The organism is Azonexus hydrophilus, from assembly GCF_038368255.1.
GTDB classification, from domain to species: domain Bacteria; phylum Pseudomonadota; class Gammaproteobacteria; order Burkholderiales; family Rhodocyclaceae; genus Azonexus; species Azonexus hydrophilus.
The window spans coordinates 876,465-889,341 of sequence record NZ_CP151406.1 but is presented as its reverse complement, the minus strand read 5'-3'; the positions used below and the strand labels follow the sequence as shown (position 1 = coordinate 889,341).

Annotated in this window: 9 protein-coding genes; 5 read left to right on the top strand and 4 right to left on the bottom strand. The window is 64.2% G+C overall.

Features of this window, described 5'->3' with window-relative positions; all coding sequences use genetic code 11:
• Positions 1-62 precede the first annotated feature (62 nt).
• Complete coding sequence (locus AADV58_RS04280; RefSeq protein ID WP_043421180.1) at positions 63-647, top strand: response regulator; 585 nt, start codon at positions 63-65, stop codon at positions 645-647.
• Positions 648-737: 90 nt separating this feature from the next.
• Positions 738-2,255: a methyl-accepting chemotaxis protein gene (locus AADV58_RS04275; RefSeq protein WP_341744175.1), complete on the top strand. Its 1,518-nt coding sequence runs from the start codon at positions 738-740 to the stop codon at positions 2,253-2,255.
• Positions 2,256-2,259: 4 nt separating this feature from the next.
• Here the strand turns inward: AADV58_RS04275 and dnaE are convergent, their stop codons facing one another.
• Both dnaE and AADV58_RS04265 read right to left on the bottom strand, forming a co-directional pair.
• A complete protein-coding gene (dnaE, locus tag AADV58_RS04270; RefSeq protein WP_341744174.1) occupies positions 2,260-5,703 on the bottom strand; it encodes a DNA polymerase III subunit alpha in 3,444 nt (1,147 codons plus the stop codon).
• A gap of 25 nt (positions 5,704-5,728) precedes the next feature.
• Positions 5,729-6,883, bottom strand: a complete 1,155-nt coding sequence (locus AADV58_RS04265; protein ID WP_341744173.1) for a benzoate/H(+) symporter BenE family transporter — start codon at positions 6,881-6,883, stop codon at positions 5,729-5,731.
• 110 nt (positions 6,884-6,993) lie between these two features.
• Here AADV58_RS04265 and AADV58_RS04260 point away from each other — a divergent pair, with 110 nt between their 5' ends.
• Positions 6,994-7,779: an enoyl-CoA hydratase gene (locus AADV58_RS04260; RefSeq protein ID WP_281981217.1), complete on the top strand. Its 786-nt coding sequence runs from the start codon at positions 6,994-6,996 to the stop codon at positions 7,777-7,779.
• Here AADV58_RS04260 and AADV58_RS04255 read toward each other — a convergent pair whose 3' ends face one another.
• On the bottom strand, positions 7,780-10,338 hold the full coding sequence (locus AADV58_RS04255) for a bifunctional diguanylate cyclase/phosphodiesterase (protein ID WP_341744172.1): 2,559 nt from the start codon (positions 10,336-10,338) through the stop codon (positions 7,780-7,782).
• Positions 10,339-10,409: 71 nt separating this feature from the next.
• On the opposite strand from AADV58_RS04255, the gene AADV58_RS04250 reads away from it, so the two are divergent.
• Together AADV58_RS04250 and AADV58_RS04245 are read left to right on the top strand one after the other, a co-directional pair.
• The gene (locus AADV58_RS04250) at positions 10,410-11,483 is read left to right on the top strand and encodes an exo-alpha-sialidase (RefSeq protein ID WP_341744171.1); all 1,074 of its coding nucleotides are present in this window, start codon (positions 10,410-10,412) and stop codon (positions 11,481-11,483) included.
• Positions 11,480-12,028 carry a hypothetical protein gene (locus AADV58_RS04245; protein ID WP_341744170.1) on the top strand — a complete coding sequence of 183 codons (549 nt, stop codon included), beginning with the start codon at positions 11,480-11,482 and terminating at the stop codon, positions 12,026-12,028. The genes AADV58_RS04250 and AADV58_RS04245 overlap by 4 nt, the downstream gene beginning before the upstream one ends.
• Here AADV58_RS04245 and AADV58_RS04240 read toward each other — a convergent pair.
• On the bottom strand, positions 12,006-12,806 hold the full coding sequence (locus tag AADV58_RS04240; protein ID WP_298395692.1) for a response regulator: 801 nt from the start codon (positions 12,804-12,806) through the stop codon (positions 12,006-12,008). The genes AADV58_RS04245 and AADV58_RS04240 overlap by 23 nt on opposite strands.
• Between the last annotated feature and the right edge of the window lie 71 nt (positions 12,807-12,877).

The following is a 12,877-nucleotide window of genomic DNA, read 5'->3' as shown; positions in this document are numbered from 1 at the left end:
GTCACCCTAACGAAAATGCTTTCAGTTACAATTTGGCAGTTTTGCAATTTTCAAAGACGACAATGGCAGACAGCGAATTCCTCAGTACCCGGCAAGCCGCCCAGCGCCTCGGCGTATCCCTCGGCACGGTCCAGAACATGGTCGAGAACGGCGTTCTCGACGCCTGGAAAACTGCCGGCGGCCACCGCCGCATTCCGGCCAGCTCGGTCGACAACCTGCTGGCCAAACGGCGCAAGCAGATCTCCCGACCCGGCGAGCAAGGCGGACAGCTCGACATCCTGATTGCCGAGGACGACCCGACCCTGCAGAAGCTCTATCAGATCACCTTCGATAGCTGGAAGCTGCCGATCACGCTGCGTATCGTCGGCGACGGTTTCGAAGGCCTCCTGCAAGTTGGCCAGCAGATGCCCGACATCCTGATCGCCGACCTGATGATGCCCGGGATGGACGGTTTCGAGATGATCAAGCGCCTGCGCGCCATGCCCGACCTGAGCCCGATGGACATCATCGTCGTCAGCGCCATCGACGGCGCCGAAGTCCGGCAGCGCGGCATCCCCGCCGACGTCACGGTATTCGGCAAGCCGATCCCCTTCCACGAGATCAAGGGTTTCGTCCTCGGCCGTCTGGCAGCACGTCAACGTATCTGAAACACGCCCCACCTGTAAGCTGCCATTAAGAAAGCGCAGGCAAGATAGGGGCTGACTTTTTCCGACAATAAAAACCACCAGGAGACAAATATGGGATGGTTCGGAAACAACGGGGCACTGGACAAGGTCGACCGCGACATCGCCGCCATCGCGGACGGTCAGGCCGATCTGGCCCATAGCATCGGTTCCCAGGGCAGCGATGCGGCGGGGCGCATTTCGGCCAACCTCAATCGCTTCTTCACCCGCATCCGCGGGCTGATCACCCATTCGCGCAGCAGCAGCGTCAGCATCGCCGCCGATGCCGCCCGGATGAATCACCTGGTGCAACTGACCGGCGACGCGGTTCGCCGTCAGGAAGCGCTGGCCGCAGACATCTTCGAATCGAGCAACCGGGTCAACCTGGCGGTCAGCGAAGTGGCGGTCAATTCGGACGCCATCCAGGCGTCGACGCAGAACAACCTTGATCTGGCGCAACGCTCGCTGTCGCAGATGGAGGCCGTGGCCACCACGATGCGCTCGACCAACGAGCACATCGAGCACTTCTCGACCACGGTCGGCGAACTGCACACCAGCTCCATGAAGATCAACGAGATCGTCTCGCTGATCAACGACATTTCCGACCAGACCAACCTGCTCGCGCTCAACGCTGCCATCGAGGCCGCCCGCGCCGGCGAGGCCGGCCGCGGCTTTGCCGTGGTCGCCGACGAAGTGCGCAAACTGGCGGAAAAGGTCAAGACCGCCACCCTGGTCATCGGCCAGAACACGCAATCGATGATCAACCTGGTCTCCGACACCTCGGCCAAGACCCAGACCATTGTCGGCGAGGTCACCCGTGCCAACGAGTACGTCGAAACCTCGGCCAACGACCTCGGCACCATGGTCAGCGACTTCAAGCGCACGACAGAACAACTGTCGACCATCGCCAGCGCCATCTATAACCTGCGCGAAAGCAACCAGTCGATCCACCGTGAGGTTGAGGAAATCCGCAACCATTCCGTCGATATCTCCGGGCGCATGAAGCAGTGCCAGGAGTCGGCCAAGACCCTGCGCGAGTCGACCGAAGATCTGCAATGCACGCTGGCCGACTTCCGCACCGGCAACAGCATGTTCGATACCCTGCACGATCGTTGCGCAGGATTCCGCGACAGCGTTGCCGGCATCCTGCAGAAGCTGGCCGACCGCGGCGTCAATGTCTTCGACCAGGCCTACAAGGACATCCCCGGCTCCAATCCGAAGCGCTACACGACGGCCTACGACGGCCAGTGCGACAAGGAATTGACCGCGCTCTACGACCGCCTTCTGGTCGATGTCCCCGGCCTGGTCTATTCACTCTCGGTGGACAGCAACGGCTATGCGCCGGCCCACAACGGCGTGTTCTCCAACCCGCCCAGCGGCGACCCGGCGGTCGACCTGACCAAGTGCCGGCACAAGCGCATCTTCAACGATCCGGTCGGCCTGAAGCTGGCCAAGAACCAGAAATCCTCGCTGTTCCAGACCTATGTCCGCGATACCGGGGAAATCCTCAACGACCTGTCGATGCCGATCGTCATCAACGGCCGCCACTGGGGCGCCGTGCGTATCGGTTTCAAAACAGAACTGGTCGCCTGAACGCTCAGTAAACGATGTCCACGTTTTCCGGCTGCAGCCAGCCGGAAAGCGCCTCCAGCAGCGCGTCGTCAAGACGGACCCGCAGTTCGTCGCCGACCAGCAGTTCGCATTCGGCCGAGGCATTGCGGTAGTGGATACGCACCGCCGCCGGTCCCGGCGCGAAGGGCTGTAACAAGCTGCGCAGCCGGCGGGCATCCGAACTGCCGTTCATTTTCAGCAGCAGGTGCTTGGCGAAACGCGCCCGCGCCTCGCCCAGCGTCATCAGGCGCTCGGCGGCAACGGCGTTGCCGCCGGAAAAATCGTCGTAGCGAACCTTGCCTTCGACCAGCAGGATTTCGTCGGTGACGATCTTGCTGCGCTCGGCCTCGAACAGTTCGTTGAATACCGACACCTCGACCATCGCTGTGCCGTCATCGAGCTGGACGAAGAGCATCTTGCCGCGCCGGGTCATCTGGGTGCGGATGCCGACGACGACGCCGGCCAGCACCTGAAACTCCTTGGCCGGTTCGAGGCGGTTCAGCGGGCGCCGGACGAAACGCGACAACTCCTTCTTGTAGGTGTTGTACGGGTGGCCGGAGAAGAAGAAACCGAGCGCGGTCTTTTCCTCCATCAGTTGCCGGCGCTCATCCCAGGGCTTGACCGAGATGTACTGCGGCGCATGCGCCTCGGCAACGTCGCCGATATCGAACAGGCTGGTCTGCATCGCGTTGCGTTCGGCCTGTTCGGCGAACTCCATGGCGATACCGACCGAGGCAATCAGCTTGTGCCGGTCGCTGTCGATGCAATCGAAGGCACCGGCCTTGATCAGCGCCTCGATGGTGCGGCGGTTGACCATGCGCTTGTCGCAGCGCTGGCAGAAATCGAACAGGTCCTTGAATGGTCCGCCGGCCTCACGCGCGCGCAGGATGTCATTGACCGCCTGCTCGCCGGTCCCCTTGACTGCGCCCAGGCCGTAGCGGATGGTGTCGCGGTCGACCGGCTCGAAGCGGTAGGCCGAGGCATTGACGTCCGGCCCGAGCACCTTGACCTTGTTGGCGATGGTGTCTTCGTAGAAGACCTTGACCGTGTCGGTGTTGTCCATGTCGGACGACATGGTCGCGGCCATGAAGGCGGCGCAGTGGTAACGCTTGAGCCAGGCGGTGTGGTAGGTGACGACGGCGTAGGCGGCGGTGTGCGACTTGTTGAAACCGTATTCCGCGAACTTGGTCATCAGGTCGAACAGCTGTTCGGCGAGCGCCGGGTCGTAGCCACGCTCCTTGGCGCCGGCAGCGATGGTCTCGCGGTGCTTGGCCATTTCCTCGGGCTTCTTCTTGCCCATCGCCCGGCGCAGCATGTCGGCGCCACCGAGCGTGTAGCCACCGATGATCTGCGAGATCTGCATGACCTGTTCCTGGTACACGATGACGCCGTAGGTCGGCGACAGGCAGGCGGTCAGGTCGGGGTGGAAGTAGTCGATGGCCTGCTGGCCCTTTTTCCGCAGGATGAAGTCGTCGACCATCCCGGAGCCAAGCGGGCCGGGACGATAGAGTGCGAGCACAGCGATGATGTCTTCGAAACGGTCGGGCGCGAGCTTCTTCAGCAGCTTCTTCATGCCCTCCGATTCAACCTGGAAGATCGCCGTGGTGTTGGCGTCCTTGAGGATCTGGTAGGCACCGGGATCGTCGAAACCGAGCGACATCAGGTCGAGCTTGTCGCCGGTCATGCGCTCGATGTACTTGAGCGCCAGTTCGATGATGGTCAGGTTGCGCAGGCCAAGGAAGTCGAACTTGACCAGGCCGGCCTTTTCCACGTCGTCCTTGTCGAACTGCGACACCGGCGAAGCGTCGCTGCCGGTGGCCTGGTAGATCGGGCAGAAGTCGGTGATCTTGCCCGGCGCAATCAGCACGCCGCCGGCGTGCATGCCGACGTTACGCGTCAAATCCTCAAGACGGCTGGCCAGGTCGAACAGTTCGCGTATGGTTTCACCGTCGCCGTCGCCCTGCATCATTTCCTTGAGCTGCGGCTCCTGTTCCAGCGCTTCGGCCAGCGACACCGGTTTGTTCTGGACGATGGGGATGAGCTTGGAAATGCGGTCGCACATCGAGTACGGCAGGCCGAACACGCGGCCGACGTCGCGGATCACCGCCTTCGACGACATGGTGCCGAAGGTGGCGATCTGGCTGACTGCCTCGGCGCCGTAGTGCTCGCGCACGTACTCGATGACGCGCCAGCGGTTGTCTTGGCAGAAGTCGATGTCGAAGTCGGGCATCGACACCCGCTCGGGGTTCAGGAAACGCTCGAACAGCAGGGCGTAGGCGAGCGGGTCGAGGTCGGTGATACGCAGGCTGTAGGCGACCAGCGAACCGGCGCCGGAGCCCCGGCCGGGACCGACCGGCACGCCGTTGTTCTTGGCCCAGTTGATGAAGTCGGCCACGATCAGGAAGTAGCCGGGAAAACCCATCTGGATGATGGTGTTGCACTCGAAGGCAAGGCGGTCGTCGTACTCGGGCCGGCGTTGCTGACGGACTTCCGGGTCGGGATAAAGCTCGGCCAGACGGACTTCAAGACCCTTCTTCGCTTCCTCGACGAGGAATTCGTCAATGGTCATGCCTGCCGGAATCGGAAAATCGGGCAGGAAGTTCTTGCCCAGCGTCATCTCGATATTGCAGCGACGAGCGATTTCCAGGGTGTTTTCCAGTGCCTCGGGCAGGTCGGCGAACAGTTCGACCATCTCCGCCTGAGTCTTGAAGTACTGTTCTTCGGTGTAGATCTTCGGCCGCCGGTGATCGCCCAGCACATAACCTTCGGCGATGCAGACGCGTGCCTCGTGGGCGCGGAAGTCGTCGCGGTTCATGAACTGGACCGGGTGCGTGGCGACCAGCGGAATGCCGGTTTCGCCGGCCAGGTCGGCGGTCTGCTGGACGATGGCTTCCTGCTGCGGCTGGCCGTAGCGCTGGACTTCGAGATAAAAGGCACCGGGGAAGATCGCTTCCCAGGCGCGTGCGCGCTCCATGGCCAGATCGAAGTTGCCGTTCAACAGGGCTTCGCCGACATCGCCCAGATGCGCACCGGACAGTGCGATCAGGCCATGGCTACCGATTTCGGCAAACCACTCGCGGCGGATTTCGGCACGGTCGCGACGGCCGTCGACGGTGTAGGCGCGGGTCAGCAACTCGCACAACTGCTGGTAGCCCTGGCGGTTGCGTACGAGCAGCAGCAGGCGGCGCGGGTCTTCCGGCGCTTCCGGGTTGGCGATCCAGACATCGGCGCCGGCCACCGGTTTGACGCCTTTACCACGGGCACCAGTGTAGAACTTGACCAGGCCGAACAGGTTGCCGAGATCCGTCAGCGCCATGGCCGGCATGCCGTCGCCAGCCGCCCGCTTGACCGCATCGCCGATGCGGACGATGCCGTCGGTGACCGAGTATTCCGAGTGGAGACGAAGATGAACGTAGCGCGGCGAACTCATCGCCGGGATTTTAACCCGGCAGGCGTCATCGCGTCGGCATCACTTTCAAAACCAGCAGTCCCAGCAGCAGCCCCCAGAACGCACTGCCGATGCCGAACAGCGACATCCCCGAGGCGGTAGCCAGGAAAGTCACCAGCGCCGCTTCGCGCTCGCGCTCGTCAGCCAGCGCCGCGCCCAGGCTGTTGCCGATGGTGCCGAGCAAGGCCAGCCCGGCAATCGCCGCTACCAGCGCTGCCGGTAGCGCACCGAACAGGGCGGCGACGGTCGCCCCGAACAGACCGGTGAACAGGTAGAAAACGCCGGCCCATACCGACGCCCGGTAGCGCTGCGCCGGATCGGGGTCAGCCGCCGGGCTCATGCAGATGGCGGCGGTGATCGCCGCCAGGTTGAAGGCAAAGCCGCCGAACGGCGCCAGCAGCAGACCGGTGACGCCGGTCCAGGTGATCAGCGGCGAGGCCGGCGTCTGATAGCCATTGGCGCGCAATACCGCCAGACCGGGAACGTTCTGGCTGGCCATGGTGACGATGAACAGCGGCAGGCCGACGCCGATCAGCGTGGTCAATGAAAACGTCGGCGTCGTCCATACCGGCAGCGCCAGCGTCAGGCTAACCGCCTCGGCGTGGATCATGCCGCTGGCCGCAGCGAGCAGCAGCCCGACCAGGAAGGCGAGCGGCACGGCGTAGCGCGGCAGCCAGCGGCGACCGGCGAAATAGACGGCGAACATCGCCCCGACCAGCAGCAGTTCGCTGCTCAGCGAGGTGAACAGCGCCATCCCGAAACGCGCCAGGACGCCGGCCAGCAGCGCTGCCGCCAGCGATTTCGGGACGTGGCGCATGATCGCCTCGAACAACCCGAAAACCCCACAGACGACGATCAGCGCCGAAGCAAAGAGGAAGGCGCCGATCGCCTCGCTCATCGGCACGCCGCTCAGGCCAACCGCCAGCAGCGCCGCCCCCGGCGTCGACCAGGCCGTCAGCACCGGCGCCTTGAACCACAGCGACAGGCCGACCGAGGTGGCGAACATGCCGATGCCGAGCGCCCACAGCCACGAGCCGATGTGCTCGGCACTACCGCCGGCGGCGCTCGCCGCCTGGAAAACAATCGCCGCCGAACTGGTGTAGCCGACGAGAACGGCGATGAATCCGGCGGTCAGGTGGGAGACGGAAAACAGGCGGCGCATGGCGGCAACATCCGGGAAAAACAGCCCGACATCATAGCAGGTGGCTGGAGCCCGCCCGGCTTCTCGGTTACAGTCGTGGATCACCAACAATACCCATCGAGGAGACCAGAATGAGCGAAGAAGCCTGCCTGTTGCGCAACGACCGTGGCGACGGCCTGACCACCCTGACCCTGAACCGCCCCGGGCAATTCAACTCGCTGTCGCGCGAGATGCTGACCGCGCTGCAGCGCGAACTCGACGCCATCGCCACCGACGAAACCGTCCGCGTCGTCGTCATCGCCGGCGCCGGCAAGGCCTTCTGTGCCGGCCACGACCTCAAGGAAATGCGCGCCAACCACAGCAAGGAATTCATGCAGGCGCTGTTCCGCCAATGCGGCGAGTTGATGCTGACGATCACCCGCCTGCCGCAACCGGTGATCGCCCGCGTGCACGGCATCGCCACCGCCGCCGGCTGCCAGCTGGTGTCGATGTGCGACCTGGCGGTGGCCGCCGACGTCGCCAAGTTCGCCGTCTCCGGCATCAACGTCGGCCTTTTCTGCTCGACGCCTGCGGTCGGCCTGGCGCGCAACCTGGGACGCAAGGCGGCGCTGGAAATGCTGCTCACCGGTGAATTCATCGACGCCATGGAAGCCCGCGCCAAAGGCCTGGTCAACCGCGTCGTACCGGCCGACGCGCTCGACGCCGAAATCGAGCGCCTGGCCGGGTCCATCCTCGCCAAGAGCGCCGTCGCCGTGCGCATGGGCAAGGGCATGTTCTACAAGCAGCTGGAAATGGGCCTCGCCGACGCCTACGACTACGCCGGCGAGGTGATGGCCTGCAACATGATGAGCGAGGATGCCGGCGAAGGCATCGACGCTTTCATGCAGAAGCGACCACCGAACTACAAGGGCTGCTGATCAGGCCGGCGGCTGCCAGTCCCGGGAGATGATCGCCGGGGCCGGGCGGCCGATGTAGTACCCCTGGGCGCGGTGGATTTCCATGCGTTCGAGTTCGCGCAGCACCTCTGCCGACTCGACGTACTCGGCGACCACCGCGATGCCCATTTCCCGTGCCAGCGAACGGATGCTGGTGACGAAGGTGCGATCCTTGTCGCTGTTGAGCATGTTGGCGATGAAGTCGCCTTCGATCTTCAGGTAGTCGATGGGGAAGCGGCGCAGGTAGTGGAAGGACGAGAAACCTGAGCCGAAATCGTCGATCGCCAGCTTGAAGCCGTCGGCCTTCAGATCGTTCAGGAAGCGTTCAAGCAGGGCCAGGTTCTTGACCGTGTCGCGCTCGGTGATCTCGAACACGATGCGGTCCGGCGAAATGCTGCTGGCGGCGATGATGCGGCGCAGGTCGCGGGCGAATTCGTTGAACACCAGCGCGCGCGGCGACAGATTGACGAAGATTTCGCCGTCGTGCCCCTGCTGCGCCAGGGCATGCAATGCCCGTTCGAGTACCAGCATGTCGAGGCGGTGGATGACGCCGATCTTCTCGGCAATCTCGACGAACTCGTCGGCGCGGATCATCTCGCCCTTGAGGTCGATCCGCGACAGGACTTCGTAAGCGACGATACGGCGGTCGGCGACATCGAGTATGGGCTGGAAATACGGCACCACGCGCTGATTCTCGATGGCCTCGATGACCATCAGGCTCTTCTGCGAGATGTCGCGGAAAATCTCGACCACATCGTTCTGCGACGGCACCGCCACCTGATCCTTGCCGGCGGCCTTGGCGCGATACATCATGTTGTCGGCGAACATCAGCAGGTCCTTGGTGCTGTCCGCATGATCCGGATACACCGCCAGGCCGATCGAGGCCGTACCGCGCAGACGGACGCCGTCGGCCGTGACGATTTCGAGTTGCTCGATGGCGCTGCGGACGCGCTGGGCGACGACGACGACAGCTTCCTGGGTGGCCTCCGGCAGCAGCGCGACGAATTCGTCGCCGCCGTAACGGGCCAGGATGTCGCCATCGCGCAAGGCACCCTGAACCTGACGGGCGAAGCGCTGCAGGTAGGTATCGCCGACCGCGTGTCCGTGGGTGTCATTGACCAGCTTGAAGTTGTCGAGGTCGATCAGCAGCAGGCCGAAACTGTAGCCGTGACGCTGGGCGCGGCCGACCTCATAGGACGACAGTTCCCAGAAGACGCGCTGATTGAACAGGTCGGTCAGCGGGTCGCGAGTCGCGTAGTACTCCAGGTCGCGGGTGTACTTGTAGATCGCCTTGACCGAACCGACCACGTTGAGCAGCGTGGACAGCACGCTCTCGACCACCAGGTAGCGGGTCTCGTCCTCGAGCACCCCGGCATGCACGCCGATCCCGACGATGCCGCCGATCTTGGGCTTGTCGACGAAGAAGGACTTGACCCGCAAGGCCACCTCGGCTTCGGTCAGTTCGACCGCCGGTGCACTGATATTGGCAACGTGATGGTGGATGGCAAAGGCGCCGCTATCGGCAAAATTGGCCATCTGCCCCAGTTCCTGGCGGATGTAGTGCTCCATGCGGGCGCGCGTTTCCGGCGAGGCCGGGCCGTACCAGAAGACCTCCAGGTCGAACATCTCGTCGTCGATCTTGAAGATCGAGAACAGCGTATGCGCCGGCAGGATGGTATTGATGTCAATCAGCAGGCGACCTACGTATTCGCGCCAGTCGCGGACGACGTCGGCGGTGATGACGAATTTCTCGAGCAGGCCGATCTCGAAGGTCAGGATTTCCTTGTCCACAGCAATGCCGCGCAATTTGTCGAGCAGGCGGCGCAGGGCCTGGTCGATGCGATTGAGTTCGACGAAACCGAAATCGCGCTGAGCCATGGCCAGTGCTTTGAGGTCGGACACCGCGCTGACCTGATCGAATTCCTCCTGCAGGTTTTCCACCGCGCCTTCGATGCGTCGCCCGACCCACCAGACCGCACCGCCGGCCAGCAAGGCAACGAGCGGCAGCAGCAGGGCAAATGCCCACAACAGTTCGCGCCGGGCATCAGCGAGCAGACCTACGTAATCCTGGCGCACTTCGATGGCCCCGAGACTGACGCCGGGCGTCGCGTTGGCATGACACCCCAGGCAACGCTGATCGGCGATCAGCGGATAAACGTGGCGGGCGGCTTCGCTGCTGTCGATGCGCACCGCTTGCCCGCTGGCCATCGCCGACTGCAACACGTCGTCAAGTTCGGGCTGCTCGATCACACCGTAAGTGTCGATCACCAGCTGGCCGCGGTAGATCTGCACCTGCATATTGCTGCCTTCGCCCGAGCTGGCGACACCGCGCAGGAAATCGTCGGCCTGGCTGCGGCTCCAGCCCTGGCTCATCAGCTGGTACATGGCGGCAAAAGTGATCCGCGTTGCCGCATCGGACGCGCGCGCGGCATTGGTACGCACGATGTTGTCGAACACACGATCGAGCGACCAGTAGGCGCCACCGAAAAACAATGCTGCGACGACAGCCGATGTCGCCAGAATAAACCTGCTTATGCGCATAGCAATCTCCCCGGTGGGAGATTATCACCAAATGCAATAAATCGTACCAATCCAAGGCAAAAGTGCGAGACGTGACAAGGCATCGCGAGCGCAAGCGGCGCTACAATCCGGCCATGCCGCAAGCCCCCTCCCTACCGAAAAACCCCGCCCAGAAACTCCTGCACTGGCTGGCCGCCGCGATCTTCGTACTGGCCATGGCCGCCGCTTTCTGGCGGGCACCGCAATTGCCGCCGGCTGCTTTCGCGGCACCGCCCGTCCTCGCGCTACCCACGCAGGCACCACTGCTCCAGCACGGCATGCTGCCCGGTGTCGGCGGTCTGCTCGGCGCCCCCAGCCTGACCCGTCTGGCCGACGGCCGCATGGCCATCGCCTGGCTGGCGCAGGCCGACGCCCCCCGGCACCACGACGTCATCTGGTTCAGTACGCTGAGCGACGGCAACTGGAGCGAACCTTACCCGGTCTTTTCCAGCGAAGAAGCCGCCGGCAAACTTTTCGCCCACATCCGGCATCTTGCCGACCCGATCCTGTCCGCCCAAGGCGAGGCCGTCCATCTGTGGTTCACTGCCGGCGGCGCCGGCGCCCGCAGCATCGTGCACACCCTGTCCGACGATGGCGGTCAGCACTGGCAAGCGCCGGTGCGACTGACGACCTCGCCGGTCGGCGTTGCCGATACCCGCCTGCGCATGGCACCGCTCACTCTGGACGACGGCGGACTCGGCTTGCCGCTCAGCCCGACATTAATCTCAGCCCGCGACGAATGGCTGCGTCTTGACAGCAGCGGACGCATCGTCGGCAAGGTCCGCCTGCCGGACGAGCCCCCCGCCGCACCGTGGCGCCCCGCCAGCCGGCCCGACACCCTGGCCGATGACCGACCGCAGGCAGTGACCCGACTGGCCAGCGGCCGCTTGCTGCTGGCCGGCAACACCACCGCCGGCGCCGGCACGCTGGCGGTCTGGGTCGGCAACGCCGACGGCAGTGTCTGGCAAGCCCCGAGGATCATCGAAGCGGCGGCCGATGCCGATTTCTCCGCGCCTTCACTGGCCCTGGCCGCCGATGCCGGGATTCACCTGGCCTACGGCTGGCGCCAGCAGGGTATCCGCCACCTGCGTTTCAATGAAGCCTGGCTCGACGGGATGCCGCAATGAACGCCCTGTCCGCCTACAGCCTGCTTGCCCATGGTTTGATTTTCGGCGCCCTGGCCAGCCTGCTGCCGCTCGGCGTGCTGCGCCCGAAAGCCGCGCTGACGGCAACTACCATCGCGCTGATCGCCGGGATCGCGCCGGTCATGCATTCGCTGTTCGGCACACCGTCGGTGACCCTGCTGATGTTGGCCATCCACCACCTGCCGGCCAGACCGCTGACGCCGCTGGGCTACCCCGGTGCACTCGGTCTGCTCGCCTTTGCCGCACTCTTCTATCCGGCCGCGCTGGGCTGGGGCGCCTTCGATCCCTACGCCCTCGGTTACCAGCCGTGGATGCTGCTCGGCGCGCTGATCCCGGTCGGTCTGGCCCTCTGGCTGAGGCGCATGCACGTCTGGTTGATGATCCTGGCCGTCGACCTGGCAGCTTACGCCAGCGGGATTTTCGACAATCTCTGGGACGTCCTGGTGGACCCGCTGCTGGTCCTGCTCGCCTTCTGCATCGTGCTAAGGCAACTGGTGCTGCGGGTCATCGCTGCAAGGCATCGCTGATCAGGCGGCGGATGCTCGAGGCTTCGAACGGCTTGTCGCAGATGGCCGATACCCCGGCCCGCTCGACGGCAGCCAGTCGGCCCATGTTCTGCTCGCTGGTCACCATCAGTACCGGCACTTCGGCCTGCCAGCTCTGCGTGCGGATGTATTCGGTCAGTTCGCGGCCGTCCATCTCCGGCATGTTGTAGTCGGTAATGACCAGGTCGAACATGCTTTCCTGAAGCACCGCCACCGCCTGCCGGCCATCGACGCATTCGGTGATGCGCTCGATGCCGAGCTCCTCGAGCAGCCGGCGCAGGTGATGCCGCGACGCCAGACTGTCGTCGACCACCAGCACGCGCAGCCCTTCGATCTCGGCAAGATCGATGTCCTGCGGCGGATTCAGGTAATCGGCGGCAGCGTACAGCGCGCGCGACAACTGCTGTTCGGTGAAGGGCTTGGCGACGATGGCGCAGGCACCGGATTGACGGACCGGCTCAAGCACCTGCGGCCGCGTCTCGCTGGAAACCAGAATGAAAGGCACGCTTTCCAGCGCCGGGTCATCGCGCATCGCTGCCACCAGTTCGGTCCCGGCCATGTCCGGCAGATAGAGGCTGCTGATCACCACCTGTCCGTCGGTCGCATCCTGCAGGGCAGTCAGTGCGGCGCTGCCGTTGGCGACGATGGTGATCCGGCGCACCCCCTGATTGGTCAGCATGCGTTCGACCAGATGCGCTTGCATCTGCGAAGGCTCGACAAGCAGGACGACGAGATCGGCCAGGGAGGTGGTCAGGGCCATGCGCAAGGACTCCGGATAGCGTGAATGCACTCACTATAGCAGGCACTTGAGAAACCGACACGGCAGTCATC